The organism is Rathayibacter sp. Leaf248 (assembly GCF_920939495.1).
In the GTDB taxonomy this organism is placed as follows: domain Bacteria; phylum Actinomycetota; class Actinomycetes; order Actinomycetales; family Microbacteriaceae; genus Rathayibacter; species Rathayibacter caricis.
In genome coordinates this window covers 2,470,681-2,497,233 of the sequence record NZ_CAKLAV010000001.1, presented here as the reverse complement: position 1 = coordinate 2,497,233, position 26,553 = coordinate 2,470,681, and the positions used below count along the sequence as shown (strand labels likewise).

The window sequence follows — 26,553 nt, the reverse complement described above, 5'->3', positions numbered from 1 at the left end:
CCCGTGACCTCCACTCCTGACAGCGCCGTCGGCGCGGCGCGCGAGAGCGCCGCCGTGTCGCACGTCGGCCGCATCCGCTCCAACAACCAGGACTCCGGCTACGCGGGCCGGCAGCTCTTCGTCGTCGCCGACGGGATGGGCGGGCACGCGGGCGGCGACGTCGCGTCCTCCATCGCCATCAAGCGCATCGCGGAGGCGGACCGCACCTACGCGTCGACGTACGAGGCCGAGGACGAGCTCAAGCGCACCCTCCTCGCCGCGAACGCCCTGCTCGCCGAGGCGGTCATCGACCACCCCGAGCTGACCGGCATGGGCACCACGGTCAGCGCCATCGCCCGGGTGGGCGAGTCGGTCGCCATCGCGCACATCGGCGACTCCCGCATCTACGTCCTCCGCGACGGGAAGCTCGAGCAGGTCACCACCGACCACACCTTCGTGCAGCGCCTCGTCGACTCCGGCCGCATCACCGAGGAGGAGGCGATGACGCACCCGCGCCGCTCCGTCCTCATGCGCGTGCTCGGCGACGTGCACACCAATCCCGAGATCGACACGCTGACTCTCGAGACGGAGCCGGGCGACCGCTGGCTCATCTGCTCCGACGGCCTCTCGGGCGTCGTCCCGCACGACGAGATCCTGAAGGAGCTGTCGCGCAGCGAGTCGGCGCAGCAGGTCGCCGACCGTCTCATCCGCGACAGCCTCGCGCACGGCGCTCCCGACAACGTCACCGTCGTGATCCTCGATGTGCCGGGCGAGAACGACACCGCTCAGGTCCTCGTCCCCACCCCCGAGCCGGTGATCGTCGGCTCGGCCGCCGCCCCCACTCCGATCAGCACCGACGACTCGCAGAACCGCCTGCGGATCCCGGGCCTGCGCCTGCACACCCGCGCGCCCGCCGCGCAGGGACCCACCCACTTCGAGCCCGCCTCCGAGGACTACCTCGACGAGCTCATCGAGGAGGATCGCCGCCGGCACCTCCGCCGCCGCATCACCTGGCTCGTCGGCCTCTCGCTCGTCCTCATCGCCGGGTTCCTCGGCGTGCTGCTCGCCTACGACTGGACCCAGTCCCGCTTCTACGTCGGCACCGACGGCGACACCGTGATCATCTACCAGGGCATCCAGCAGTCCGTGGGCCCGCTCTCGCTCTCGAGCGTCAAGGAGGACACGGGCATCCCGCTCGACTCTCTCCGCGAGTACGACGTCGAGCAGCTCGAGCAGACCATCAACGCCGAGTCCTACGCCGGAGCGGTCGACGTCGTCGAGCGCCTGACCGACGCGAACGGAGCCCCGTGACCGACACCCGGACCGCGGCCGCCGAGCGCCGGCGCCCCCGCCTCCTCAAGCAGAAGCTGCGCAACCTCGAGCTCCTGCTGCTGATCGGCGCCTGCCTGATCGACACCTCCGCGATCCTGCTCGTGCAGCTCGGCGCGCTGGGCGCCGTCGACACCACGCTCGTCTCCCTCGGCGCCGGTCTCTCGGCCCTCGTCCTCGTCGTCCACGTCGTGCTGCGCTTCGCGGCCCCGGAGGCGGATCCGTTCCTCCTGCCGATCGCCACGGTCCTGAACGGGCTGGGCATCGCCGAGATCTACCGCATCGACATCGCCGACGGCGCTACGGGCTGGGAGTCGGTCGCCGTCCGCCAGATCATCTGGAGCGGCCTGGCGATCGTCGCGGCGATCGTGGTCCTCGTCGTCATCCGCAACCACCGCATCCTGTTCCGCTACACCTACGTCGCCGGCTTCGTCGCCATCGTGCTGCTCCTGCTGCCCCTGCTGCCCTTCATCGGGCGCGAGGTGAGCGGCGCGCGGGTCTGGATCGGCATCGGCGACTTCTTCAGCTTCCAGCCCGGCGAGATCGCGAAGATCGCCCTCGCCGTGTTCTTCGCCGGCTACCTGGTGCGCAACCGCGACTCCCTGTCCATGGTCGGCAAGACCTTCCTCCGGATGCGCTTCCCGCGGTTGCGGGACCTCGGCCCGATCCTGGTCGTCTGGGCCGTGTCGATGTCGGTCATCGTCTTCCAGCGCGATCTCGGCACGGCGCTGCTCTACTTCGGCCTGTTCCTCGTGATGCTCTACGTCGCCACCGGCCGCACCAGCTGGGTCCTGATCGGCGTCGGCTTGTTCCTCGGCGGCGCGATCTTCGCCAGCCAGACGCTCGACTACGTCGGCAACCGCTTCTCGAACTGGCTCGATCCCTTCAGCGCCGACCGCTACGGCGCGGATCCCGGCGGCAGCTTCCAGCTCGTGCAGGGCCTCTTCGGCCTCGCGCACGGCGGCCTGCTCGGCACGGGCCTCGGCCAGGGCATGCCCGACATCACGCCGGTCCCCCAGTCCGACTACATCATCGCCAGCCTCGGCGAGGAGCTGGGCCTGGCCGGGATCTTCGCGATCTTCGGCCTCTACCTCCTGCTCGTCTCGCGCGGCTTCCGCATCGGCTTCGCCGGCCAGGACGACTTCGGCCGCCTCCTGGGCGTCGGCCTCTCGTTCGTCATCGCACTGCAGTGCTTCATCGTGATCGGAGGCGTCACCCGCGTCATCCCGCTCACGGGCCTCACCACTCCGTTCCTCGCGGCCGGCGGCTCGTCCCTCGTGGCCAACTGGATGATCGTCGCCGTGCTCCTCCGCCTGTCGGACACAGTCCGCAGCCAGCCTCGTCTGGTGGTGTGATCCGTCGATGAACCGTGAACTCAAGCGCGTGAGCATCGTCGTCCTGACGATGTTCGTCGCCCTCTTCCTCTCCACCACCACGATCCAGGTGATCCAGGCGGATGCGCTGTCCGAGGACTCGCGCAACACCCGCACGCTCTACGAGAGCTTCTCGACCGAGCGCGGCGCGATCCTGGTCGGCGGCCAGCCGATCGCCTCCTCCGTGCCGAGCGACGACCTGTACAAGTTCCAGCGCCAGTACGCGAACGGGCCGCTCTACTCGGGCGTCACGGGCTACTTCACCCTGAACCAGGGCACCACCGGCATCGAGCGCTCGCTCAACGACTACCTCTCGGGCACCTCGAACTCGCAGTTCTTCGACGAGATCGACAACCTGGTCTCCGGTCAGGATCCCGAGGGCGCGTCGGTCGAGCTCTCGATCGACCCGGTCGCCCAGCAGGCGGCGTTCGACGCGCTGGGCGACTACACCGGAGCGGTCGTCGTGACGGAGCCGGCCACCGGCCGCATCCTCGCGATGGTCTCCAAGCCCACCTTCGACCCCACGGCGCTCACCTCGCACGACACGAACGAGGTGCTCGCGGCCTACCAGGCACTCGACGACGACCCGGAGAACCCGCTGATCAACCGCGCCATCGGCGGCTCCCTGAACCCTCCCGGCTCCGTCTTCAAGCTCGTGGTCGCCTCCGCGGCGATCGAGTCGGGCCGCTTCACGCCCGAGTCGAGCTTCCCGAACCAGCAGGCGTACACGCTGCCCGGCACCAGCACGCAGGTCACGAACTCCGGAGGCGGCCTCTGCGGCCCCGGCGACACCGTCACGCTCGCGACGGCCGTGAAGCTCTCGTGCAACGTGCCGATGGCCGAGATGGGCGTCGAGCTCGGGGCCGACGCGATCCGCGAGACCGCCGAGAAGTTCGGCTTCGACACCGAGCTCGAGATCCCGATGTCGGTCGAGGCGAGCACCTACCCCGAGACCGAGAACGACGCGCAGACCGCGCTGACCGCCTTCGGCCAGTACGAGGTGCGGGCCACTCCGCTGCAGATCGCGATGGTCTCGGCGGCGATCGCGAACGGCGGCGAGGTCATGCGTCCGAGCCTGGTCGACGTCATCCGCTCGCAGGACCTCAGCGTCCTCGAGCAGTTCGAGGAGGACCCGCTGGGCCGTGCCGTGAGCGAGGAGACGGCGGACGCCGTGAAGGCGATGATGGTCGCCAGCGTCGAGGACGGCGCGGCGACGAATGCAACAATAGGAGGCGTCACCGTGGCCGGTAAGACCGGCACCGCCGAGAACGGCAGGGACGACCCTTACACCCTCTGGTTCACCGGATTCGCTCCTGCGGACGATCCGCAGTACGCCATCACCGTCCTCGTCGAGGACGGCGGGGGACTCGGCCAGACCGGGTACGGCAACCTGATCGCCGCACCCATCGCACAACAGGTACTAGAGGCGGTGCTGAACAAATGAGACCCACATCAGGCCTCACCTTCGGGGGACGCTACGAGCTGCAGTCCAGGATCGCCATCGGCGGAATGGGCGAGGTGTGGCAGGCGACCGATCTCGTCATCGGCCGGACCATCGCGATCAAGATCCTGAAGGACGAGTACCTCGGCGATCCCGGGTTCCTCGAGCGCTTCCGCGCCGAGGCCCGCCACGCCGCGCTCGTCAACCACGAGGGCATCGCGAACGTCTACGACTACGGCGAGGAGGACGGCTCCGCGTACCTCGTCATGGAGCTCGTCCCCGGCGAGGCGCTGTCGACCGTGCTCGAGCGCGAGCGCGTGCTCTCGACCGACAAGGTCCTCGACATCGTCGCGCAGACCGCCCTGGCGCTGCACGCGGCCCACGCGGCCGGCCTGGTGCACCGCGACGTGAAGCCGGGCAACCTGCTGATCACGCCCGACGGCCGCGTCAAGATCACCGACTTCGGCATCGCCCGCATCGCCGATCAGGTCCCGCTCACCGCGACCGGCCAGGTCATGGGCACGGTCCAGTACCTGTCCCCGGAGCAGGCCAGCGGCCAGCCCGCATCGCCCGCGACCGACATCTACTCGCTGGGCATCGTCGCGTACGAGTGCCTGGCCGGGCGCCGTCCGTTCACGGGCGAGTCGCAGGTCGCCATCGCGATGGCGCAGATCAACGACACTCCCCCGGAGCTGCCCGTCACGGTCGCCGAGCCCGTGCGCAACCTCGTCTACTCCTGCATCGCCAAGAAGCCCGCCGACCGTCCGGCCACTGCCGCGCACCTCGCCCGAGCGGCGCAGGCGCTGCGCATCGGCGACGTCCGCGGCGCCGCCCTCGCGGTCCCGGCGGTCGCCGGCGACCTCCCGGCCACGCAGGCGACCACTGTCCTGCCGTCGGCGGCGGGAGCCACGCAGGCCACGACCGTCCTGCCCTCCAACACGACCACCGCCTTCGCCGCGGGATCCCTCGTGGGCGCTCCGGACGAGCAGGACGAGATCCAGGAGCCGCGCAAGCGCAGCCCGTGGACCTGGCCGCTCCTCGCCCTCATCGTGATCCTCGCCGTCGTGATCGGCGGCACGATCTTCGCGCTGACCACCGGCGACGGGAACGAGGCCGAACCGACGCCGCCGGCGACGCAGAGCCAGACCCCGTCGCAGACCCCCAGCACGACACCCACGCCGACTCCCACGCAGACCTCGAACCTCGTGCCCATCAACGAGGACGACTTCATCGACCGCCCCTTCGAGGACGTCGAGGCGGAGCTCGGTGCGCTCGGCATGGGCGTCGAGCGGGTCGACGGCCCGAACGCCGCGACGGCCGAGCAGGTCGGCACCGTGTCGGCGCTGACCCCCACGGCCAACGTCGCGCAGGGCACCACGATCCGCGTCTCGGTGTACCTCGACGTCGCGACCCCCGACGCCCCCACCGCGGTCCCCACCGTCACCCCCGCGGCCTCCAGCGTCGACGCCGGCGCGACCTTCAACGTGACCTGGACCAACTACAACCAGTGCCCGAGCGGCACCTCGGTCACCGGCTACCGGGTCACCGCGACCGGCGAGGGCGCGTCCGTCACGAGCACCAACCCGTCGAACTCAACCACCGCCACGATCCAGGCCGGCCCGGCGGAGGGCTCTCTCGACATCACCTACACGGTGATCTGCGGAGAGACGGAGTCGGCGGCCTCGCCGACCCTCACGGTCGCGGTCGACGCCCCCGCTCCGACGCCGACGCCGACGCCGACCGGTACCGGGACGTCGACGGGTACTCCGACCGGGGACCCCGAGGAGTAGCGCGCCGTCGCCACGACGGGCCCGGAGGAGCGATCCTCCGGGCCCGTCGTCGTCTGCACCGCCGCGCCCCGCGGGTTCGCTGCGGGGCCGCGGGTACACTTGCCGTGGCTCCTGCGGGGGCCGGTGCTGGACGGGATCAGGGCGGGAGCGTACGCGTGACGGAAGAGGGTCGCCTGATCGCGGGACGGTATCAGGTCGGGCCTCGGCTCGGCCGCGGCGGGATGTCCGAGGTCTACCTCGGCACCGACACCCGCCTCGGGCGCACGGTCGCGGTCAAGGAGCTCAAGCTCTCGCTGTCCTCCGACTCCGCCTTCCGCCTGCGGTTCCGCCAGGAGGCGCAGGCCGCGTCGCGCATGTCGCACCCCACCATCGTCCGCGTCTTCGACGCCGGCGAAGAGGTCACCGTCGACGAGCAGGGCACCGAGTCGCGGCGTCCGTTCATCATCATGGAGCACATCGAGGGGCGCCTGCTCAAGGACGTCATCGCCGAGGGCCCGGTCGACGTCGACGAGGCCGTGCGCATCACCGAGGGCATCCTCACCGCCCTCGAGTACTCGCACCGAGCGGGAGTGGTGCACCGCGACATCAAGCCCGGCAACATCATGCTGACCCCGTCGGGCCAGGTGAAGGTGATGGACTTCGGTATCGCCCGGGCCGTCTCCGACTCCGCGGCGACGGTCGCCCAGACCACCGCGATCCTCGGCACCGCGGCCTACTTCTCCCCGGAGCAGGCGAAGGGCGAGCAGGTCGACGCCCGCAGCGATCTCTACTCCGCCGGCATCGTGCTGTTCGAGCTCCTCACCGGTCGTGCGCCCTTCCGCGGCGACACCCCGGTCGCCGTCGCCTATCAGCACGTGAGCGAGACGCCTCCGGCGCCGAGCTCGATCAACCCCGCCGTCAGCCCGGCGCTCGACTCGATCGTCGCCCGGGCGCTCTCGAAGGACCGTTACGAGCGCTTCCAGGGCGCGGCCGAGTTCCGCGACGACCTGCGCGACGCCGCCTCCGGCCGGCTGGCCGATCACCGCCCGATCGACGAGCTGACCACCTCCCTCTTCGCCGCCCGCAGCCAGGGCGGCATGAACGACTCCGAGCTGGCCCTGCGCCAGCTCGCCGAGGACAACTCGATCGTCCGCACGCAGCGCCGACCGCCCGTGCTGTGGATCTGGTCGTCGATCGTCGTGCTCGCCGTGATCGTGGCCGCGCTCGTCATCTGGGTGCTGACCCTGCAGCCGTCCACGACACTCCCGTCGCAGTCGCGGGAGGTCCCGAGCCTCACGAGCACGAGCTACGACAGCGCCCAGTCGACGCTGACGGCCCTCGACCTCGTGCCGAGTCAGGTCACCGAGTTCAGCGACTCCGTCCCCGAGGGCGAGGTGATCCGCACGGATCCCGGCTCCGGCACGATCGTCGCCCCCGACACGGTGATCCGCGTCTACGTGTCGCAGGGCGCCGAACCGGTCGCGGTCCCGGCGACCGCGGGCAGCGCCCTCTCGGACGCGATCGCCGCCCTCACCGCAGCGGGGTTCGAGGAGGGGTCGCAAACCCGGACGAACTCGCCCACCGTCCCGGCCGACATCGTGATCTCCAGCGCTCCGTCCGGAGGCGACCTGGCCGCACCGGGCACCCCGGTCGACGTCGTCGTCTCCTCCGGCACCGTCGTGCTGCCCGACCTCGTCGGCCTGTCGCTGAGCGCCGCTCTCGCAGCCCTCGAGGCCGAGGATCTGCAGCTCGTCGGCGAGGAGGCCCCCGACGAGACGTGCGAGTCGGTGCGCCGCACCAACCCACCGGTCACCACCCAGTCGTCCGCTCCCGGCGAGGTCCCCCAGGGCTCCACCATCGAGCTCGGCTACTGCGCGGGCTGAGCGCCCGCAGCACGGCGAGCACGAGTGCCCCGCGGCTCCGTGCCGCCGAGGCTCCGTGCCTCCGAGGGTCTACGCCCGGCGGGCGTCCGCCAGCGGCTGCTCGAGTCGCACGACCCGGTCGGCCGACGACGGAAGGCCGCCCCGGATGTCGCTCGGAGTGAGCCCCTCCCGGCGCTTCAGTGCGCGGCGGAGGTGGTCGGCGGACGAGAACCCGGACGCGGCGGCGATCGTCTCGAGGGGTACCTCGCGCGGACGGCGGCGCAGCAGCTCGACGGCGCTGGCCACCCGGGCGAGCTCGATCTCGCTGGCGACGGTGGTGCCGGCGTCCTCGAAGAGCCGCTGCAGCGAGCGGGTCGACACGTTGACCGCGTCCGCCACGGCCTCCGGAGTGCAGCGGGGCGTCCGGTGGGTGCGGTCGATCACGGTCCTGGCGCGACCCAGCGTCGCCGCACGGATGCTCGTGGCGCCGGCCTGAGCCCCCTGCGAGGCGAGGAACGCGCTGACCAGGAGCTGCTTGACGACGTGGACGAAGTTCGCGAGCTCGGCCTCCCCGGGGATCCCGGGACCCGATTCGGCCGCGAGGACGAACGCCGTGGTGAACGCGGAGGCGGCGCGCGTCGTCCGGGCGTCGGGATCGAGCGCGTAGACGCCCGCGTTCGTGTCGAAGCCGTAGCGGCGCATCTCGTCGGAGCGGATCGAGACCTGCAGCAGCGAGACCGGGGTCGTCGATTCCGTCGTGAACGTGGTCGTCCCCGGCTGGTACGAGATCGATCCGGGACGCAGGAGCGTCGTCCGCTCCGGTCCGACCATGCGGACGAAGCCCTCGAGCAGGAACGTGAAGGTGAGCACGGACGTGTCGTCGGCGCTCCAGGTCCCCCGGAGCACGCGCATCGGCGACGACGTGATCAGGACCACCTGCACGCCGTTCGCTGAGAAGCCCGAACCCGTCAGGCGCGGAACCGTCCCCGGCTTCACCACGACCCGAGGACCGAGCGTCTCGATCTCGCGTATCCCGGAGTACTCCCACGAGACCTGTTCCACCATCGTCGCCCCCGGATGATTCGTTCCAGCAGTCGATCCCCTTGCCGGATGTCCTCCGATTATGCCGGGAAGGGGTACTGCACCCTCCGCCGCACACCCGTCAAAACACGCCACCAGGGCGGGGTCCATAGCCGTGCGATCGGAGCTCCCGCTCCCGCCGTTCTGCGGATCGGGCAGCTCTAAACGACAGTCATAGCGCATCGGCGGCGGCTTCCGCACGAGGAGTGGCGCGTCCTGATGGCCCCTGTCCGAGGGTCACTTCGACAGCGAGTCGCTCGATGCGCGGTCGCAAAGAGACGGAGCCGTGCCGACCTCGTCGAGCCAGTTCGCGAGCAGCACGCGCCCGGACGGCGTGAGGATCGACTCCGGATGGAACTGCACGCCGACGACCGGGGCCGAGACGTGCCGCAACGCCATGACGACACCCTCCGCGGTGGTCGCCGTCACCGCCAGCTCGGGCGGCAGCGAGCCGAGCTCGACCGCGAGCGAGTGGTACCGCATGGCCTCGAACCCCGAGGGGATCCCCGCGAACAGCCCGTCGCCGTCGTGCTCGACGATCGAGGTGCGGCCGTGCAGGAGCTCCGGAGCCTCGCTCACGCGGCCACCGAGGGCGTGCGCGATCACCTGGTGCCCGAGGCAGACGCCGAGCAGCGGATGCGCGCTCGCCACAGCGTGCCGCACCAGCGCCGTCGACGTGGGGACGTCCTCGGGTCGGCCCGGGCCCGGCGACACGAGGACACCGTCGGCCGCCTCGGCGCGGAGCACCGCCTCGGCCGGCGACAGCTCAGCGCCCTCGACGACCTCGACGTCCGCTCCGAGCTCGCGGAGGTAGGCGACCAGGGTGAAGACGAAGCTGTCGTAGTTGTCGACGACGAGGATCCCCGTCGACCGGCGGCCGCTCACTCCTCGACGGTGACGTTCTGATCGAGCACGATCGACTGCACCCACGGGAACACCCACTCGGCGAGAGCGGCCAGCACGGCCGCCACGAGGACGAGGACGAGGAGGAGCCGGACCCACCAGGGGCCGGGCAGGACCCGCCACAGCGCTGCGTACATCTCAGCCCTCCTGATCGAGCGTCGCGGCGAGCTCGGCCGGGGCACCCGCGGAACGCGGCTGCCAGGACTCGAGGACGCCGTAGGCGATGATCCGCTCGGCGGTCGAGTACAGCGGGTTGCAGCTCGTCAGCGTGATGAGCCGGTCGGTCGGCGCCACGTCGGTCGACCACGGCACCGGATCGATGACCTGCACGTCCGACGGCTGCACGTACTCGAGATTGCGGTAGCGGTAGGTGTACCAGCCGTCCGCCGTCTCGATGTAGATGGCGTCGCCGAGCTGGAGCTGATCGATGAGGTGCATGCCCCCGCCGTACGCGCTGCGGTGCGCCGCCAGGGCGAAGTTGCCGACCTCTCCGGGCATCTGGGTGCCCGGGTAGTGCCCGATGCTGCCCTCGTCGAGGACGTTCGCCGCGTCGACCCCCTCGGCGATCGTGCGGACCCAGCCCTCGCCGTAGCGGGGGATGTAGAGGTTGCCGAAGGACGTGTCGATCGCTGCGACCGTCGACACGACGGGAGCCCCGAAGTCGGCCGGGGCGAGGGACTCGGCCTGCGTCGGAGCGGGCGCGGGCGCCGGATCCCCCCAGCTCTCCCGCAGCTCCGCCGCCTCGCTCGTCTGCTGACCGGCGATCACCGCATCGTTCCACCACAGCTGCCAGCCGAGGAAGAGGAGGACGAGGACGCCCGCGGTCATCAGCAGCTCGCCGAGCACCCCGAAGACGGACAGCCGGCGGCGCGGGCGCGGAGCACGGCGCCGGGTTCGCGGCCGCAGGGGTGCTTCGGCGGGCTGCTCGGCTGACATGCGACGAGTCTAATCGGCGGCCTCCCACGGATCCTCGGCTCTCTGCGCCCCTGGGGAGAGCTCTGCGCAGCCTGTGGAGAACGCCGGAAAGCCGTCTCGACCGGAGCCGGCGGGCGGCCTGCTCCCGGTCGGAGTGCTCCGCCCGGTACAGTGGTCGGCATGGCACGAGCGACGAAGAGCCCGAAGCCGGAGCGCGACGAGGCCCGGACCGGAGAGAACTCCCCCAACCCGGTCTGGTTCAAGCCGGTGATGTTCGGCTTCATGCTGATCGGACTCGCCTGGATCATCGTCTTCTACGTGAGCCAGGGCGTGCTGCCGATCCCCGATCTGGGCAACCTCAACATCCTCATCGGCTTCGGGATCGCCTTCATCGGCTTCCTGATGACCACCCGCTGGCGCTGACCGCGTCCCCGGCATGACCGACGCCCCGTCCGATCCCCGGACGGGGCGTTCGTCGTCCGTGGCCCGACTCCGAGCGGCCGGCTGTGTGTTCGCGGAGGACGAGGCACGCCTGATCGAGGAGGAGGCGTCGTCGGAGGCGCAGCTCGACGCGCTGCTGCGGCGCCGCGAGGCGGGCGAGCCGCTCGAGCAGATCCTCGGCTGGGTCGACTTCCGCGGATTGCGCGTCCGCGTGGCTCCCGGAGTCTTCGTGCCGCGTGTGCGGACCGGCTTCGTGGTCGACGCGGCCCTGTCCCTGCTCGAGGGGTGCGCCCCGGGCACCACGGTGCTCGACCTGTGCTGCGGCTCCGGAGCGATCGGGCGCGCGCTGGCGGGCGAGCGCAGCGACCTGCGGCTGCTCGCCGCCGACGTCTCCTCCGCTGCGGTCGCCTGCGCGCGGACCAACCTCGACGGGTTCGGCGAGGTGTTCGAGGGCGACCTCTTCTCCGCGCTGCTCGCCGGGGAACGCGGGCGCATCGACGTCGTCGTCGTGAACGCCCCCTACGTGCCGACGGAGGCGATCGCCCTGATGCCGCCGGAGGCTCGGCTGCACGAACCCGCCGCCTCGCTCGACGGGGGGAGCGACGGTCTCGAGCTGCATCGCCGCATCGCCCGGGAGTCCCGCAACTGGCTGTCGGCGGGCGGTGCGGTCGTCATCGAATCGGGTCGCGAGCAGGCTCCGGTGAGTGCGGCCGCGTTCGCCGCGTCGGGCTTCTCGACGCGGATCCTCGAGGACGACGACCGGGACGCCACCGTCGTCGTCGCGCGTCTTCCTCGAACTACACGCCTGTAATTATCCCCAGCTGTGCAAACTCCTGTGGAGAGAGCGCAACGCCCTCCGGATCCGCGGGATCCCGGGGCCGCTCACCCCGATCCGCGGTCTGACGCGGCAGGATCGGGGACCCTCCCGTCCCTCGGCCGCACCCCGCGGAATGACATCCGCGTAGTTCTCCCCATTGTTAACAACCCTGTGGATAACTTTCTCCCCACCTGTGCACAGCACCTGTGGACGAACCCTTCGAGCCGGTTACACCCCCGCGCGCGGGATCGAGCGGATCTCGATACGGCCGCTTCGCGACCTACTCGATCAGCAAGAGTGCCCGCCGCTCGCGCAGCCCCCCTCCGAGCGAGTGCCGCTCACCTCCGCTGGTCGAGCAGCCGCGCAGCGGCGTATCGAGACTCGAGCGCGGATCATCGCCTCTGCCCCGCTTGCTGGTCGAGTAGCCGCGAAGCGGCGTATCGAGACCCACGTCCTCCCACACCCCCAGCATGAGGACGCGCCCTCCGGTAACCCCCTCAGCCGGTCACCCTCGACTCACGCCAGGACGTACGCCCCCGCCGTGATCGCGACCAGGCCCACGCCGATCAGGCCGACGAGCAGGTTCTGCGTCCGGCGCTGCGACCGCTGCCGCGTCCGGGTGAAGACGAGCCCGATCAGCGCACCCGCCACGAGGCCGCCGACGTGCGCCTGCCAGGCCACGTTCATCCCGGGCAGGAAGCCGATGACGAGGTTGAGACCCACGAGCACCAGCAGCTGCGACGCCTGGCCGCCCAGGTGCCGCAGGATCACCAGGTAGGCGCCCATCAGTCCGAAGATCGCTCCGGAGGCGCCGATCACCGTCGTCAGCGGACCCGCCAGCAGCAGGACTCCGACCGAGCCGGCGAAGCCGCTCAGCAGGAAGAGCGCGAGGTACCGCCCGCGCCCGAGCATCCGCTCCAGCGCCATCCCGAAGATCCACAGCGTGTACATGTTCAACGCGAGGTGGAAGGGGATGACGAAGAAGACCGACGTGCTGTGCAGGAAGACCGAGGTGAGCATCCGCCACGGCTCGAACCCGGCGCCGAAGCCGGGGAGCGTGTAGGCGGGGACGTAGGCGAGCCCGCCGATGACGAGGTTGCCCACGACGGGGAGGACCTCGAGGATCCAGAGGAACACGCAGAGGGCGATGATCGCGTAGGTGACGGTCGGCTGATCGGCGCGGGTCATGGCGCGGACCCTCGAGACCAGGGGACTGCGCGTGCGCGGGGCCTCCGCGCGCTGCTGCGCCATGTCGTCCGGGCAGATCACTCCGACCGGGGCGGGCGTCTGGCACTCGCCGCAGATCGTGCGACCGCACCGCTGACAGCGCACGAAGCTCTGCCGGTCGGGGTGGCGGTAGCACGCGTACGCGCTGGTCGGCGGGACCTGGGTCACGGATTCGCCTCCGGGGAGAACGAGGGCCGGATCCAGACGGATCCGGCCCTCGGGGAGAAGGGGGAAGAGGGGATCAGACCTCGGTGATCTCGACGCTCTCGATGACGACGTCCTCGAGGGGCTTGTCACGGCCGTCGGTGGCGACGGTGGAGAGCGACTGGACCAGCTGCTTCGAGGCGTCGTCGGCGACGGCACCGAAGATCGTGTGCTTGCCCTGGAGCCAGGTGGTCGGCGCCACGGTGATGAAGAACTGCGAGCCGTTGGTGCCGCGGCCCGCCTGCTTGCCGGCGTTCGCCATCGCGAGGATGTAGGGCTGCGTGAAGTCGAGCTCGGGGTTGATCTCGTCGTCGAACTGGAAGCCGGGGCCGCCGATGCCCTGGCCGAGCGGGTCGCCGCCCTGAAGCATGAAGTCCGGGATGACGCGGTGGAAGACGGTGCCGTTGTAGAGCGGCTCCTTCGTCTTCGCACCGGTGGCCGGGTGGGTCCACTCGATGTCGCCGGTCGCGAGACCGACGAAGTTGCGGACCGTCTTGGGAGCGTGATTCCCGTAGAGGTTGACGACGATGTCGCCCTTGTTGGTGTGGAACGTCGCGACTGCGGTGTGCAAAGGCATGGGTGGATTCTCGCACAGCGCGTATGTAGGGGTCCCCTGCGCCCGGTGTCAATGCGCTGGGTGCGCGATGCGGAGCCCGATCGATGAGTGGCAGTATTGAGGAGTTCGCTGCTCGTAGCCGATGGAGGACCACATGGGTCTGTCACGTAAGCACAAGAAGGATCTCAAGCGCCTCCGCAAGAACGCCGAGGCGGTCTGGAGTGAGCAGCAGGAGGTGCTGGCGCACGCCGCCTCCGTTCTCGAGAAGAGCCGCGCTCACGCCGCCAAGTACGCGAAGAAGGAGCTCGTCCCCTTCGCGAAGGACACGTACCAGTCGCGGGTGAAGCCCGTCTACGACAACGGCGTCCACGCCGTCGAGGGCACGTACTCCTCCGCGCGCGACACCGTTCTGCACAAGGTCGTCCCGACGTTCGCCGCGGTCGGAGGCACTGCCGCCGCCGCGTTCGAGGCCGCGAAGGACTCGAAGAACCGCGCGAAGCTCGCCGAGATCTCGAAGGCGCGCTGGGAGGAGCTCACCACTCCGCCCAAGAAGAAGTCGAACATCGGCACGGTCTTCGCCATCGGTGCCGCGCTCGTCGCGGTCGGCGGGATCGGCTACGCCGTCTGGCAGACGTTCCGCGCCGACGACGAGCTGTGGGTCGCCGAGGACGAGCCGGCCAGCGCCGCTCAGTCCGCGGCCTCGACCGCGTCCTGATCCTCACCGTCCGGCCCGGATCCCGCCTCGCGGGGTCCGGGCCTGTCGTATGTCCGGAATCGTCCGGAGATAGGCTGCTGCAGTGGACATCCGGGTCGCCGCGTACGGCGTGATCATCGACGGCGACCGCATGCTCCTCGCGCACTGGAGTCAGGGCCCGTGGCAGGCGTGGACCCTGCCGGGCGGCGGCATCGACGAGGGCGAGTCCCCGGCCGACGCCGCGGTCCGCGAGATCTTCGAGGAGACCGGGTACCACGCCGAGCTCGAGGCCCTGATCGGCGTGGACTCGCACGTGATCCCGGCCCACCGACGGAGCGACCCCGCCGCCGGCCCGCTGCACGCGATCCGCGTCGTCTACCGCGCGCGCATCACGGGCGGTGAGCTGACGCACGAGGTCGACGGATCGACGGACGCCGCGTCCTGGTTCCCCCTCGGCGACGTCGAGTCGCTCGAGCGGGTCGAGCTCGTCGACGTCGCGCTCGGCATGAACGAGGCCTGGCTCGTCCGCTGAGCGGTCGGGGAATCCGCGGGTCCCGCGACGCGTTGTCCCGAGTGTGATCGTCGAGCTGTACACCTCCGCCTTCTGCGGCGCCTGCCACGCGGCGCGCGCCGTACTGGAGCGGGCTGTCGAGCTGGTGCCCGCCGCCGAGCTGCGGGAGTACGACGTCGCGTTCCGGCCCGACGAGGCGGAGGCGGAGCACATCCGCTCGACCCCGACCGTCGTCGTGCGCGCCGCCGACGGGCGAGCGGTGTTCCGCGCGGAGGGAGCCCCGTCGCTCCCCCAGGCACTGTCCGCCCTCGCCCGCGCCGTCCCGGAGCCCTCCGCCGCATCGTAGGGTGGCGGCAGGAGGTCCTGTGCGTCGTCGTCCCGTGTTCGTGAGCTCCTCCGTCGTGCTCGGCGCTGCTGCCGTGCTGGCCCTGGCGGGCTGCTCGAGTGCTCAGGAGTCGAGCGCCACCGTGGGTCTGGGCCGCGGCGGGCAGCGCGGCGAGGTGATCGGGATCGTCGTCGTCTGCTCCGGAGTCGTGGACGGCCTGGATCTCGCGGTCGACGACTCCGCGCCACTGCTGGTCGGCGACGGTCTGCGTCGCCTCACCCGCTGGGCCTCCCCGGACACGGTGGTCGACCTCGGCGCGACGGACCTCGTCGGGCGTACGGTCTGGCCGGCGGACACGGTGATCGAGCGCTTCGCCCCCGGTATCGACTACACGCTGGGCGCGTACGCCGAGGGCAGGTCGATGTCGGCTCGCCCGGTCGTGTTCCACGCCGAGCAGTTCGACACCCTGTCGGTCGGCGAGGTCATCGTCGGCGATGTGCGCGACGAGACGGGCGAGGTCCTCTCGGTCGAGAACTTCCTCGGCCTGGCCTGCGAGAGCCCGTGACATCCTGCTCGACGCGGCGGGCGGAGCGGGACGGCGGGGACGTGTGGAGCCTAGGAGATTCGAACTCCTGACATCCTGCTTGCAAAGCAGGCGCTCTACCAACTGAGCTAAGGCCCCGGGCCGGAGACGGGGCGATCCGTCTCCGAGAGCCGAACGGCCCGCCACCGTGAGGTGACGGGCCGAGCGGCACGGGTGGGGGTACCAGGACTTGAACCTGGGACCTCTTCATTATCAGTGAAGCGCTCTAACCGCCTGAGCTATACCCCCGAAATGGCCAGATGAGACTCTACCCGACGCGGCGTCAGAATCCCAATCGGGCCGCGGGCCCCGCGCGCGGCGGGACCCGAGCGGCTCACTGGTTGGTGAAGCCGACGAGCAGGCCGCCCGTGATCTTGACGCTGAGGTTGTACAGCAGCGCCACGATCGCGCCGAGCGCGGTGGTGACTATGGTGTTCAGCACGGCGACGACGACCGCGAAGCCCATGATCTGCGGCAGCGAGATGATGGCGTTGAGGTCGAACGCGTCGGCGCCGGCGATCTCCTGCACGAGGCCGTTGATCTGGTCGAACACACCGGTCTGCGCAAGCACGGTGTAGACGAGGTAGACGACGACGATCGTGATGATCGCGAGCGTGAGCCCGAGCAGGAACGAGAGCTTCACGGCCGACCAGAAGTCGACGTAGACGAGCTTCAGGCGGACCTGCTTCGCCGCCGGGCTCTTCGCTGACTTCTTGGCGAGCTTCTCGGCGACGGTGCTACTCATCTACGGACCCATCCTCCTCCGACACCGGTTCGGAGTCGGAGGACGCCGCTGCGGCGTCGGGATCCTCGTCCGGGGCGTCGAGATTGCGTTCGGTGTTCTTGGCGAGTGCGATGATGCGGTCGTCCTCTGCGAATCGTGCGAAGACGACTCCCATGGTGTCGCGACCCTTGGCCGGTACCTCGGCCACGGCAGAGCGTACCACCTTGCCTCCGGCGAGCACGACGAGCACCTCGTCGTCCTCGCCCGTGATGATCGCGCCGACGAGATCGCCGCGCTTCTCCTCGAGCTTGGCCACCTTGATGCCCAGTCCGCCGCGGTTCTGCAGGCGGTACTGGTCCACCGCGGTGCGCTTCGCGTAGCCGCCCTCGGTGACGATGAACACGAAGCCCTCGTCGCTGACGACATTGGCGTCGAGCAGGCGGTCCTCGCCGCGGAACGACATGCCCCGCACGCCGGAGGTCGATCGGCCCATCGGGCGCAGCGCCTCGTCGGACGCGGTGAAGCGGATCGACATGCCCTTGCGGGAGACCAGCAGCACGTCGCTGTCCTCGTCGACCAGCAGCGCCGAGACGAGCTCGTCGCCCTCGCGCAGCTTGATCGCGATGATGCCGCCGGAGCGGTTGGTGTCGTACTCGGACAGCGCCGTCTTCTTGACCAGTCCGTCGCGCGTCGCGAGCACGAGGTAGCGGGCCGCCTCGTAGTCGCGGATGTCGAGGATCTGCGCGATCTGCTCGCCCGGCTCCAGCGCGAGGAGGTTCGCGATGTGCTGGCCCTTCGCGTCGCGGCTCGCCTCCTGCAGCTCGTACGTCTTGGCGCGGTACACGCGTCCGGTGTTCGTGAAGAAGAGGAGCCAGTGGTGCGTGGTGGTCACGAAGAAGTGCTCGACGATGTCGTCGGCCTTCAGCTGAGCGCCGCGCACTCCGCGTCCGCCGCGGTGCTGCGCACGATAGGAGTCGCTGCGGGTGCGCTTGAGGTAGCCGCCGCGGGTGACGGTGACGACCATCTCCTCCTCGGGGATCAGGTCCTCGACGCTCATGTCGCCGTCGAAGCCGAAGAGGATCTCGGTGCGGCGGTCGTCGCCGAAGCGGTCGACGATCTCGTCGAGCTCGTCCGAGATGATGCTGCGCTGGCGCTCCGGGCTCGCGAGGATCGACTTGTAGTCCTCGATCTCGGCCTGGATGCGGTCGTGCTCGTCGATGATCTTCTGGCGCTCGAGCGCGGCGAGCCGGCGCAGCTGCATGTCGAGGATCGCCCGCGACTGCACCTCGTCGATGTCGAGCAGCTCCATCAGGCCGTCGCGCGCCTCCTCGACGGTGGGGGAGCGGCGGATGAGGGCGATGACCTCGTCGAGCGCGTCGAGCGCCTTGAGGTAGCCGCGCAGGATGTGGATGCGCGCCTCTGCCTCGTCGAGGAGGTACTGGGTGCGGCGGACGATGACCTCGACCTGGTGGTCGACCCACGCGCGGATGAAGCCGTCGAGCGAGAGCGTGCGCGGGATGCCGTCGACGATCGCGAGCATGTTCGCGCCGAAGTTCTCCTGCAGCGGGGTGTGCTTGTAGAGGTTGTTCAGCACGACCTTCGCCACGGCGTCGCGCTTGAGCACGACGACGAGGCGCTGACCGGTGCGGCCCGAGGTCTCGTCGCGGATGTCGGCGATGCCGGAGACGCGGCCGTCCTTGACGAGCTCGGCGATCTTGATCGCGAGGTTGTCGGGGTTCACCTGGTACGGCAGCTCGGTGACGACGAGGCAGGTGCGGCCCTGGATCTCCTCGATGGAGACGACCGCGCGCATCGTGATGGAGCCGCGACCGGTGCGGTACGCGTCCTGGATGCCGCGCACACCGAGGATCTGCGCTCCGGTGGGGAAGTCGGGGCCCTTGATGCGCTGCAGGAGCGCCTCGAGCAGCTCCTCGCGCGACGCCTCCGGGTGCTCGAGCGCCCACTTGGCGCCGGCCGCGACCTCGCGGAGGTTGTGCGGCGGGATGTTGGTCGCCATGCCGACCGCGATGCCGACCGAGCCGTTGACGAGCAGGTTCGGGAAGCGCGCGGGGAGGATCGCGGGCTCGCGCGTGCGGCCGTCGTAGTTGTCCTGGAAGTCGACGGTGTTCTTGTCGATGTCGCGGACCATCTCGAGGGCCAGCGGGGCCATCTTGGTCTCGGTGTACCGCGGCGCCGCCGCGCCGTCGTTGCCGGGGGAGCCGAAGTTGCCCTGGCCGAGGGCGAGCGGGTAGCGGAGGCTCCACGGCTGCACCAGGCGCACGAGGGCGTCGTAGATGGCGGAGTCGCCGTGCGGGTGGAACTGGCCCATGACGTCGCCGACGACACGCGAGCACTTCGAGAACGCCTTGTCGGGGCGGTAGCCGCCGTCGTACATGGCGTAGATCACGCGGCGGTGCACCGGCTTCAGGCCGTCACGCACCTCCGGGAGCGCGCGACCCACGATGACGCTCATCGCGTAGTCGAGGTACGAGCGCTGCATCTCGAGCTGCAGGTCGACGGGCTCGATCTTGTCGTGCCCGTGGATCACCACACCGGTCTCGGTGACGATGTCCTCGCTGTCGTCCGGACCGGTGGGGGTGGTGGGTTCGTCTGCCATGATCTCTGGTCTCTCAGGTGGGTCCGGGTCTCGAGTGCTGCTCGAGGGCGGTCGCGCTGGGTGTCAGTCGTTGTAGGGCTGATGCGGCCCATTGAGGGCCGCCGTCACGTTGTCGAGATGGTCGCTCGCCGCGGCCGTGTGCCGCGGGGCTGCCGCCTTGTAGATCGCGATGCGATCTAGATGTCGAGGAAGCGCACGTCCTTCGCATTCTTCTGGATGAACGAGCGCCGGGATTCGACGTCCTCGCCCATCAGGGTCGAGAAGATCTCGTCGGCGGCGGCCGCGTCGTCGAGCGTGACCTGGAGGAGCGTCCGGGTGGCCGGATCCATCGTGGTCTCCCACAGCTCCTTGTAGTCCATCTCGCCGAGACCCTTGTAGCGCTGGATCCCGTTCTCCTTCGGCATGCGCTTGTTCGACGCGGCGCCGTGCGCGATCAGCGCGTCGCGCTCGCGGTCGCTGTAGACGTACTCGTGGGGCGAGTTCGACCACTTCAGCCGGTACAGCGGCGGCTGCGCGAGGTAGACGTAGCCCAGATCGATCAGCGGTCGCATGTAGCGGAACAGGAGCGTCAGCAGCAGCGTCGTGATGTGCTGGCCGTCGACGTCGGCGTCGGCCATCAGGATGATCTTGTGGTACCGCGCCTTGTCGGGGTTGAAGTCCTCCCCGATGCCGGCGCCGAACGCCGTGATCATGGCCTGGACCTCGTTGTTGCCGAGTGCCCGATCGAGGCGCGCCTTCTCGACGTTGAGGATCTTGCCGCGGAGGGGGAGGATCGCCTGCGTCTCGGGATTGCGTCCCTGCACCGCGGATCCGCCGGCCGAGTCGCCCTCGACGATGAAGATCTCGGAGAGCGACGGGTCCTTCGACTGGCAGTCCTTGAGCTTGCCGGGCATGCCGCCGCCCTCGAGCAGGCCCTTGCGGCGGGCGGTCTCGCGCGCCTTGCGGGCCGCCATCCGTGCCGACGCGGCCTGGATCGACTTGCTGATGATGTCCCTGGCCTGGGTGGGATTGCGGTCGAACCAGTCGGCGAGCTGCTCGCCCGTCACGCGCTGCACGAACGCCTTGGCCTCGGTGTTGCCGAGCTTGGTCTTGGTCTGGCCCTCGAACTGCGGCTCGCCGAGCTTGATCGAGACGACCGCGGTGAGGCCCTCGCGGATGTCCTCGCCGGAGAGGTTGTCGTCCTTGTCCTTCAGGAGGTTCTTGGCCCGGGCGTACTTGTTCACGAGGGTGGTGAGCGCCGCGCGGAATCCCTCCTCGTGGGTGCCGCCCTCGTGGGTGTTGATGGTGTTCGCGTAGGTGTGGACGCTCTCGGTATAGGCCGTCGTCCACTGCATCGCGACCTCGAGCGAGATGCGGCGCTCCTTGTCCTCGCTCTCGAAATCAATGATCTCGGAGTGCACGAGATCGGACTTCTTGAGCGAGTTGATGTACTCGACGTAGTCGACGAGGCCCTTCTCGTAGTGGAAGACGTCGCCGCGGACGCCGACGGTCTCGTCCTCGCCCTCTCCGTCGAACTCGACCTCGTTCTGGTCGGTCAGCGCGATCCGGAGGCCCTTGTTGAGGAAGGCCATCTGCTGGAAGCGCGCGCGGAGGGTCTCGTAGTCGAACTCGGTCGTCTCGAAGATCTCGCCGTTGGGCCAGAAGGTGATCGTGGTGCCGGTCTCGTCGCTCGCCTCGCCCTTCTCGAGCGGGGCCACGGGCACGCCGTCGGCGAACGACATCCGGTAGACCGAGCCCTGGCGCTTCACCTCGACCTCGAGCTTCGTCGAGAGGGCGTTGACGACGGAGGAGCCGACGCCGTGGAGTCCGCCGGAGACCGCGTAGCCGCCGCCGCCGAACTTGCCGCCCGCGTGCAGCACGGTCAGCACGAGCTCGACGGTCGAGATGCCCTCGGTCGGGTGCATGTCGACGGGGATGCCGCGGCCGTTGTCGGCGACGGTCACGCCTCCGTCGGCGCGCATGACGACCTCGATGTTGTCGCAGTAGCCGGCCAGCGCCTCGTCGACGGCGTTGTCGACGATCTCGTAGACCAGGTGGTGCAGACCGCGCGGCCCCGTGGATCCGATGTACATGCCGGGGCGCTTGCGCACGGCCTCGAGGCCCTCGAGGACCTGGATCTGACTGGCGCCGTAGTCGCCGGAGGACTTGGTGGACATCCCCGAGGACGGGGCGTCGGTGGAGCCGTTCGCGTCCAGGTCGTTCGCTGCGGGTGACGTGGAGTCGTTCGGCTCGGGTGTCATAGCTGTGGAGTTCTCCTCTGACGGTCCGACGCGACGCGGGGGAGGATCTGGAGATCACTCCGCTCGCGATGCCACGAGAGGTGGATCGCGCTGCTCCCGAACGGACTCGGGGGCGGCGTCGCTGCGGTTCGGCGGCCCTCCATTCTATCGCGCGGGAGGACGATCCGCGGCTCTCTGCGGCGATCTGAGGGCCTGGATCGACGGGGTCGACCGAAAATGCGTCCTCAGCCGTAGGTGTCGCGCGGACCACGCCCTGGAATCGACCTGGGGCCCCTTTTCCAGTTCGGTACGTCGGGGCCCTGGAAACGGATCGAGACGATGCCCGCGTCGGGGTGGTTCACGGCGATGTGGTTCATGATCTCGATCCGCATGAGGCGCAGCTGCGTCGCCCAGGCCGTCGACTCGCACGCGACGGTCAGCACCCCGTCGACGACGCCGAGCGGAGTGGAGTGCTTCGAGGTCTCCTCGCCCGCGATCGCGGTCCAGGAGGAGATGAGGTCGCCCTGCGCCAGCGGAGCGGTCCAGTCGAGCTTGCGGGTGAGCGCGTCGAGCACGTCGCCGAGGTCGTGCGGGTCGCGCCCCTTGCCGAACGGGATCGCGTCGCCCTTGGGTTCCGCGCGCTCGACCGTCTTGCGGATGCGGCGCGGTCCGTCGCCGCCGAACACCTCCTTGAGGTGCTTGTAGACGCGGGCCGCCTCGGAGTCCGGGGCGGGGGCGGGCCGTCGGGGGGCGTCAGCCATCGGTCCGGTCCTCTGCGACGTCGTCCTGAACGGCGGTCGGCGGAACGGCAGTCTCGACCGGATCGACGATGCTGCCCGCCTCGATCCGCACCGTGTGCGCGGCCAGCGCCTCCGGGACGTCGTCGAAGACCGCGGCGGTGATCAGCACCTGCTCGTAGTCGGCCACGACGGAGGCGAGGCGCTCGCGCCGTCGCGAGTCCAGTTCGGCGAAGACGTCGTCGAGCATCAGCACGGGATCGCCCATGGGGGAGTCGCGGCGCAGCAGCTCCGCCGCGCCGAGCTTGAGCGCCAGGGCGAACGACCAGCTCTCCCCGTGGCTGGCGTAGCCCTTGGCGGGGAGGTCGTTGAGCTCGAACTGCACGTCGTCCCGGTGCGGGCCGACGAGCGAGATCCCGCGGTCGAGCTCCTTGCGGCGGACCGATACGAGAGCGGAGGCGAAGGCCTCGCTCAGGCCGGCCCGCTCGACGGGGGAGCCCGGCTCGGACGTCTCGAGCGGCTCCCCGTCGTCGTCGACGGCACCCTCGATGCTCAGGCGCGAGCGCAGGACCGGGCGCTGGTCCGCGCCGGCGACCGCCTCGTAAGCACCGCGGACAGGACCGCTGAGCTCGTCGACCAGCGCGAGGCGAGACTGCATGATCTCGGAGCCGAGCGCGATCAGCCGCTCGTCCCAGATGTCGAGGGTGCCGAGCTTCGAGACGTCGCGGATGCCGCTCGCCCTCGCCGACTTCAGCAGCGAGTTGCGCTGGCGCAGCACGCGCTCGTAGTCGGACTGCACCGCGCTCATGCGGGGGGAGAGGAGCACCACGAGCTGGTCGAGGAAGCGGCGGCGGGCCGACGGGTCGCCCCGGATGAGGAGGAGATCCTCTGGCGCGAAGAGGACGCTCGAGAAGAACCGCGGCAGCTCGCGCGGCTTGATGCCGCCGCGGTTGATCTGCGCGCGGTTGGGGGAGGAGCGGTTGATCTGCACCTCGGCCAGCAGCTCGCGGTCGCCGTTGCGCAGGCGCGCGCGCACCACAGCGCTGTCGCGGCCGGCCCGGATGAGCGCCTGATCGCTCGAGACGCGGTGCGACCCCAGGGTGGAGAGGTACCCGAGCGATTCGACGAGGTTCGTCTTGCCCTGCCCGTTCCGCCCCACGAAGAGGTTCGGCCCCGGCACGAGCGCGACGTCGACGGAGGCGTAGTTCCGGAAGTCGCTCAACGCGAGCTGCGTCACCTGCACGCCACCACCTCCTCCTCCACTCTGCCCGACCCTCCTGCGCGCCGCCCCTCCCCTGAACCGCGCCGGTCTCGCCGCGCGCCTCCGAGAGGCCCGACCTCCGGTGCATCCGGGTCTCGATACGCCCCTTCGGGGCTACTCGACCAGCAGGCCGGAGGCGACGTCTCCGCGGCCCCGGCCTCCGAACTCGCCCGACTCCTGGATCAGGTGGGTCCCGATACGCCCCTGCGGGGCTACTCGACCAGCAGAGACGGGGGTCTGCAGGCCGGACAGGAGCGGATGTTCCCTCGCCGTCCGAAGGACGCGGCCTTCCCGCAGTCCTCCAATCGATCGGCCCCCAAGACCGCCGTCCGCAGGACGCGGCCCCCTGCGGAAGCAGGGAAGGAGGCGGCCGGAGGCCCGCCGGCGCCCTGAGAGCATCTCTGCCTCAGGGCGGCGGCGGGCCGAAGGTCGCCGGACGCGACCGGCTCTGCGGAACGCGGCCATCTCGAGAGCCGACCGCCCGAGGACCGGCGCAGCCGGACCGAGCCGGTCGGCTCAGCCGACTGCCGCGAGGACTGCCACAGGCAGTCCGAACCCGTGGGCACAGCCGGACCGAGCCCGTCGACTCAGTCGACGGCTTTGACGCTATGCCCGCCGAACTGGTTGCGGAGCGCCGCCACGGCCTTCATCGCGGGCGAGTCCTCCTGGCGGGAGACGAAGCGGGCGAAGATCGAGGCGCTGATCGTGGGCACCGGGACGGCGTTGTTGATGGCCTCCTCGATGGTCCAGCGGCCTTCGCCCGAGTCCTGGACGTAGCCCTCGATGTGCTCGAACTCGGGGTCCTGCTCGAGGGCGCGGACGAGGAGCTCGAGGAGCCAGGAGCGGACGACCGTGCCGCGCTGCCACGCCTTGAAGGTGCCCGTGACGTCCTTGATGATGTCCTTGCGCGTGTCGAGGAGCTCGTAGCCCTCGGCGAACGCCTGCATGAGCGCGTACTCGATGCCGTTGTGGACCATCTTCGCGTAGTGGCCGGCGCCGACCTCGCCCACGTGGACGAAGCCCTCCTCGCGGGGGCCTTCGGGGCGCAGCGCGTCGAAGACGGGCATGGCGTACTCGACGAGCTCGCTCGGGCCGCCGACCATGAGGCCGTAGCCGTTCTCGAGGCCCCACACGCCGCCGGAGACGCCGGCGTCGATGTAGTGGATGCCCTTGGGCTTGAGGAGCGCGTCGTGCTTGAAGTCCTCGGTGAAGCGCGAATTGCCGCCGTCGATGACGAGGTCGCCCTCGTCGAGCTTCTCGGACAGGTCGGTGATGACGCTGTCCGTGATGGCGCCGGCGGGGACCATGACCCACACGACGCGGGGCGTGGGGAGCGCGGCGATCATCTCGTCGAGGGAGGCGGAGTCGGACACGTCCGGGTTGCGGTCGTATCCGGTCACCTCCACTCCCTTCTCACGGAGGCGGGAGCGCATGTTGTCGCCCATCTTGCCGAGTCCGACGAGTCCGATGTGCATGGTGAACCTTCCTGGATTCATGAGCCGGCGGGCGGGCGCTCGTCGGGAGCGGGGAGGGTCGCGACGGTGCGATCGAGGAACGGGGGTCAGCGCAGCAGCAGGTTGGGCTGCAGCAGGTAGCGGTAGCTGTCGTTGCCGGGCTGGTCGCGCGAGGTCTGGGCCGTGAGGAGCACCGGACCGGGCTTGTTGGGGTTCTCGGTCTTCGTGAACGCGATGCGCACGAACTCCGAGTGCACCGCAGCGAGCCCGTCGAGCAGGAACTGCGGCTTCAGCGAGACGACGACGTCGCCTCCGGTCAGGATCGCGTCGATGCTCTCGGACGCCTGCGCCTGCTCCGATCCGATGGCCTCGAGGGTGAGTCCGTCGCTGCTGAAGCTGAAGCGGAGTGCGGCCTCGCGCTCGAGGACGAGGGAGACGCGGCGGGTGGCCTCGATGAGGTCGCTCGTCGCCATGACCGCGTAGTTCTCGACCGAGGCGGGGAAGAGGCGCTTGACCGGGGGGAAGTTCCCCTTGATCAGGAGCGACGTGACGGTCTTGCGGTCGGCGGTGAAGGCGATGAGCTCGCGCTCGTCGCGCTGCGTGATCGCGACCGAGACGGTGCCGGAGTGGCCGAAGGTCTTGCCGACCTCCTGCAGGGTGCGGGCCGGGACGAGTGCGGTGAGGGGCTGGGTCGGAGCGGGGTTGTCGCCGTTGTCCCAGTCGATCTCGCGGACGGCGACGCGGTAGCGGTCCGTCGCGACGAGTCCGATGGTGTTCTCGGTGATCTCGAGCTGCACGCCCGTGATGACCGGGGTGACGTCGTCGCGGGACGCGGCTACGGCGACCTGCGAGATCGCGGCCGAGAAGGCGTCGGCGGGGACGAGCCCGGTCGACGCGTCGATCTCGGGGATCGACGGGTACTCCTCGACCGGCATCTGCAGCAGCGTGAAGTGGGCGGACCCGGCCGAGACCGAGACGCGCGACTCCTGCGTGGCGATGCGCACGGGGGCGTTCGGCAGACGGTTGGCGATGTCGGCGAGAAGGCGGCCCGAGACGAGGACGGTGCCGGTCTCCTCGACGTCGGCGGCGATCTGCGTCTGCGCCGAGACCTCGTAGTCGAAGGAGGAGAGCGTGAGGCCCTCGCTCGTCGCTTCGATGAGGACGCCGGAGAGGATCGGCAGGGTCGTGCGCTGCGGCAGCAGCTTGACCGCGAACGACACGGCCTCGCTGAAGACATCGCGGTTGGCTTGGAACCTCACGAAAACACCCCTGACGAGTCGCTGAAGAAGACCGACGCCCATCGTACTCGTGACTCTCGTCGTGCTCAGAAGGGGGTGGACCCGCTGCCCGCTCGTCCGCTCCTCCACAAGGTTGTCGTTCGCGCCCTGATTAAAGAGAGAACTGCGTTAACAGTGTTAACACGTGTGGAAACTGTGGAAAACGCTCCGGACGCTTACTCGTTGCTGGCATGCGCGCCCTGTGCCCCTGTGGAGGAGGTGTGAGCGCGTCGGTGGACGCCCTGTTGACAGATC

24 protein-coding genes and 2 tRNA genes are annotated in these 26,553 nt (G+C 69.9%); 11 read left to right on the top strand and 15 right to left on the bottom strand.

What is annotated here, in order from left to right; translation table 11 throughout:
• Positions 1 to 3 precede the first annotated feature (3 nt).
• The 5 genes from LRG51_RS11925 (at position 4) to pknB (ending at position 7,774) form a co-directional block, all read left to right on the top strand.
• On the top strand, positions 4 to 1,290 hold the full coding sequence (locus LRG51_RS11925; RefSeq protein WP_055793981.1) for a Stp1/IreP family PP2C-type Ser/Thr phosphatase: 1,287 nt from the start codon (positions 4 to 6) through the stop codon (positions 1,288 to 1,290).
• Entirely contained in the window at positions 1,287 to 2,663 is a 1,377-nt protein-coding gene (locus LRG51_RS11920) for an FtsW/RodA/SpoVE family cell cycle protein (RefSeq protein WP_230672879.1), read from the top strand. The genes LRG51_RS11925 and LRG51_RS11920 overlap by 4 nt, the downstream gene beginning before the upstream one ends.
• 7 nt (positions 2,664 to 2,670) lie before the next feature.
• The gene (locus tag LRG51_RS11915) at positions 2,671 to 4,125 is read left to right on the top strand and encodes a peptidoglycan D,D-transpeptidase FtsI family protein (protein ID WP_230672877.1); all 1,455 of its coding nucleotides are present in this window, start codon (positions 2,671 to 2,673) and stop codon (positions 4,123 to 4,125) included.
• Positions 4,122 to 5,912, top strand: a complete 1,791-nt coding sequence (locus LRG51_RS11910; RefSeq protein ID WP_230672875.1) for a protein kinase domain-containing protein — start codon at positions 4,122 to 4,124, stop codon at positions 5,910 to 5,912. The genes LRG51_RS11915 and LRG51_RS11910 overlap by 4 nt, the downstream gene beginning before the upstream one ends.
• Positions 5,913 to 6,133: 221 nt before the next feature.
• Positions 6,134 to 7,774 (top strand): Stk1 family PASTA domain-containing Ser/Thr kinase, encoded by a 1,641-nt coding sequence (pknB, locus tag LRG51_RS11905; RefSeq protein WP_230672873.1) that lies wholly within the window; start codon positions 6,134 to 6,136, stop codon positions 7,772 to 7,774.
• Positions 7,775 to 7,843: 69 nt separating this feature from the next.
• On the opposite strand, the gene LRG51_RS11900 is transcribed toward pknB, so the two are convergent.
• The 4 genes from LRG51_RS11900 to LRG51_RS11885 form a co-directional block, all read right to left on the bottom strand.
• Complete coding sequence (locus tag LRG51_RS11900) at positions 7,844 to 8,818, bottom strand: helix-turn-helix domain-containing protein (RefSeq protein ID WP_055793973.1); 975 nt, start codon at positions 8,816 to 8,818, stop codon at positions 7,844 to 7,846.
• 252 nt (positions 8,819 to 9,070) lie between these two features.
• Entirely contained in the window at positions 9,071 to 9,718 is a 648-nt protein-coding gene (locus LRG51_RS11895; RefSeq protein ID WP_230672871.1) for an anthranilate synthase component II, read from the bottom strand.
• On the bottom strand, positions 9,715 to 9,873 hold the full coding sequence (locus tag LRG51_RS11890; protein ID WP_170116314.1) for a hypothetical protein: 159 nt from the start codon (positions 9,871 to 9,873) through the stop codon (positions 9,715 to 9,717). The genes LRG51_RS11895 and LRG51_RS11890 overlap by 4 nt, the downstream gene beginning before the upstream one ends.
• Before the next feature lies 1 nt (position 9,874).
• Entirely contained in the window at positions 9,875 to 10,672 is a 798-nt protein-coding gene (locus tag LRG51_RS11885; protein ID WP_055793970.1) for a class E sortase, read from the bottom strand.
• A 159-nt stretch (positions 10,673 to 10,831) separates the two neighbouring features.
• Between LRG51_RS11885 and LRG51_RS11880 the strand changes: the two genes are divergently transcribed.
• Together LRG51_RS11880 and LRG51_RS11875 are read left to right on the top strand one after the other, a co-directional pair.
• Entirely contained in the window at positions 10,832 to 11,074 is a 243-nt protein-coding gene (locus LRG51_RS11880; protein WP_055794313.1) for a cell division protein CrgA, read from the top strand.
• 13 nt (positions 11,075 to 11,087) lie between these two features.
• A complete protein-coding gene (locus LRG51_RS11875; RefSeq protein WP_230672869.1) occupies positions 11,088 to 11,903 on the top strand; it encodes a putative protein N(5)-glutamine methyltransferase in 816 nt (271 codons plus the stop codon).
• 522 nt (positions 11,904 to 12,425) lie between these two features.
• Here LRG51_RS11875 and LRG51_RS11870 read toward each other — a convergent pair.
• Complete coding sequence (locus LRG51_RS11870) at positions 12,426 to 13,304, bottom strand: rhomboid family intramembrane serine protease (RefSeq protein ID WP_056868834.1); 879 nt, start codon at positions 13,302 to 13,304, stop codon at positions 12,426 to 12,428.
• Between the two features lie 73 nt (positions 13,305 to 13,377).
• Positions 13,378 to 13,917: a peptidylprolyl isomerase gene (locus LRG51_RS11865; protein ID WP_056868835.1), complete on the bottom strand. Its 540-nt coding sequence runs from the start codon at positions 13,915 to 13,917 to the stop codon at positions 13,378 to 13,380.
• 133 nt (positions 13,918 to 14,050) lie between these two features.
• Here LRG51_RS11865 and LRG51_RS11860 point away from each other — a divergent pair, with 133 nt between their 5' ends.
• From LRG51_RS11860 to LRG51_RS11845, 4 genes are all read left to right on the top strand, one after another.
• Entirely contained in the window at positions 14,051 to 14,611 is a 561-nt protein-coding gene (locus LRG51_RS11860; RefSeq protein WP_230672867.1) for a hypothetical protein, read from the top strand.
• Between the two features lie 82 nt (positions 14,612 to 14,693).
• Complete coding sequence (locus LRG51_RS11855) at positions 14,694 to 15,122, top strand: NUDIX hydrolase (RefSeq protein ID WP_055784482.1); 429 nt, start codon at positions 14,694 to 14,696, stop codon at positions 15,120 to 15,122.
• Between the two features lie 43 nt (positions 15,123 to 15,165).
• The gene (locus tag LRG51_RS11850) at positions 15,166 to 15,447 is read left to right on the top strand and encodes a glutaredoxin family protein (protein WP_055784485.1); all 282 of its coding nucleotides are present in this window, start codon (positions 15,166 to 15,168) and stop codon (positions 15,445 to 15,447) included.
• A 19-nt stretch (positions 15,448 to 15,466) separates the two neighbouring features.
• Complete coding sequence (locus tag LRG51_RS11845; protein WP_162238010.1) at positions 15,467 to 15,991, top strand: hypothetical protein; 525 nt, start codon at positions 15,467 to 15,469, stop codon at positions 15,989 to 15,991.
• Positions 15,992 to 16,035: 44 nt separating this feature from the next.
• Here the strand turns inward: LRG51_RS11845 and LRG51_RS11840 are convergent.
• The 9 genes from LRG51_RS11840 to dnaN form a co-directional block, all read right to left on the bottom strand.
• Positions 16,036 to 16,108 (bottom strand) — tRNA-Ala (locus LRG51_RS11840).
• Between the two features lie 76 nt (positions 16,109 to 16,184).
• Positions 16,185 to 16,258, bottom strand: a tRNA-Ile gene (locus LRG51_RS11835).
• A gap of 85 nt (positions 16,259 to 16,343) precedes the next feature.
• Positions 16,344 to 16,754: a DUF3566 domain-containing protein gene (locus LRG51_RS11830; protein WP_055784492.1), complete on the bottom strand. Its 411-nt coding sequence runs from the start codon at positions 16,752 to 16,754 to the stop codon at positions 16,344 to 16,346.
• Positions 16,747 to 19,350 (bottom strand): DNA gyrase subunit A, encoded by a 2,604-nt coding sequence (gene gyrA / locus LRG51_RS11825; protein ID WP_107573957.1) that lies wholly within the window; start codon positions 19,348 to 19,350, stop codon positions 16,747 to 16,749. The genes LRG51_RS11830 and gyrA overlap by 8 nt, the downstream gene beginning before the upstream one ends.
• A gap of 176 nt (positions 19,351 to 19,526) precedes the next feature.
• A complete protein-coding gene (gyrB, locus tag LRG51_RS11820) occupies positions 19,527 to 21,506 on the bottom strand; it encodes a DNA topoisomerase (ATP-hydrolyzing) subunit B (RefSeq protein ID WP_055788603.1) in 1,980 nt (659 codons plus the stop codon).
• Between the two features lie 308 nt (positions 21,507 to 21,814).
• The gene (locus LRG51_RS11815) at positions 21,815 to 22,330 is read right to left on the bottom strand and encodes a DUF721 domain-containing protein (protein ID WP_107573958.1); all 516 of its coding nucleotides are present in this window, start codon (positions 22,328 to 22,330) and stop codon (positions 21,815 to 21,817) included.
• Positions 22,323 to 23,549 (bottom strand): DNA replication/repair protein RecF, encoded by a 1,227-nt coding sequence (gene recF / locus LRG51_RS11810; protein ID WP_230672866.1) that lies wholly within the window; start codon positions 23,547 to 23,549, stop codon positions 22,323 to 22,325. Before recF ends, LRG51_RS11815 begins: the two co-directional genes overlap by 8 nt.
• Positions 23,550 to 24,154: 605 nt before the next feature.
• A complete protein-coding gene (gene gnd, locus LRG51_RS11805) occupies positions 24,155 to 25,042 on the bottom strand; it encodes a phosphogluconate dehydrogenase (NAD(+)-dependent, decarboxylating) (protein ID WP_055784501.1) in 888 nt (295 codons plus the stop codon).
• An 86-nt stretch (positions 25,043 to 25,128) separates the two neighbouring features.
• The gene (dnaN, locus tag LRG51_RS11800; protein WP_055784504.1) at positions 25,129 to 26,280 is read right to left on the bottom strand and encodes a DNA polymerase III subunit beta; all 1,152 of its coding nucleotides are present in this window, start codon (positions 26,278 to 26,280) and stop codon (positions 25,129 to 25,131) included.
• Positions 26,281 to 26,553: the final 273 nt, after the last annotated feature.

Coding starts and splice junctions, on each gene's coding strand:
- LRG51_RS11910 (WP_230672875.1), top strand. CDS start 4,122: ATGAGACCCACATCAGGCCTCACCTTCGGGGGACGCTACGAGCTGCAG.
- pknB (WP_230672873.1), top strand. CDS start 6,134: ATGTCCGAGGTCTACCTCGGCACCGACACCCGCCTCGGGCGCACGGTC.
- LRG51_RS11815 (WP_107573958.1), bottom strand. CDS start 22,330: ATGGCTGACGCCCCCCGACGGCCCGCCCCCGCCCCGGACTCCGAGGCG.
- gyrB (WP_055788603.1), bottom strand. CDS start 21,506: ATGTCCACCAAGTCCTCCGGCGACTACGGCGCCAGTCAGATCCAGGTC.
- LRG51_RS11875 (WP_230672869.1), top strand. CDS start 11,088: ATGACCGACGCCCCGTCCGATCCCCGGACGGGGCGTTCGTCGTCCGTG.
- gyrA (WP_107573957.1), bottom strand. CDS start 19,350: ATGGCAGACGAACCCACCACCCCCACCGGTCCGGACGACAGCGAGGAC.
- LRG51_RS11860 (WP_230672867.1), top strand. CDS start 14,051: ATGGGTCTGTCACGTAAGCACAAGAAGGATCTCAAGCGCCTCCGCAAG.
- LRG51_RS11830 (WP_055784492.1), bottom strand. CDS start 16,754: ATGAGTAGCACCGTCGCCGAGAAGCTCGCCAAGAAGTCAGCGAAGAGC.
- LRG51_RS11890 (WP_170116314.1), bottom strand. CDS start 9,873: ATGTACGCAGCGCTGTGGCGGGTCCTGCCCGGCCCCTGGTGGGTCCGG.
- LRG51_RS11900 (WP_055793973.1), bottom strand. CDS start 8,818: ATGGTGGAACAGGTCTCGTGGGAGTACTCCGGGATACGCGAGATCGAG.
- LRG51_RS11880 (WP_055794313.1), top strand. CDS start 10,832: ATGGCACGAGCGACGAAGAGCCCGAAGCCGGAGCGCGACGAGGCCCGG.
- gnd (WP_055784501.1), bottom strand. CDS start 25,042: ATGCACATCGGACTCGTCGGACTCGGCAAGATGGGCGACAACATGCGC.
- LRG51_RS11915 (WP_230672877.1), top strand. CDS start 2,671: ATGAACCGTGAACTCAAGCGCGTGAGCATCGTCGTCCTGACGATGTTC.
- LRG51_RS11865 (WP_056868835.1), bottom strand. CDS start 13,917: ATGCCTTTGCACACCGCAGTCGCGACGTTCCACACCAACAAGGGCGAC.
- LRG51_RS11885 (WP_055793970.1), bottom strand. CDS start 10,672: ATGTCAGCCGAGCAGCCCGCCGAAGCACCCCTGCGGCCGCGAACCCGG.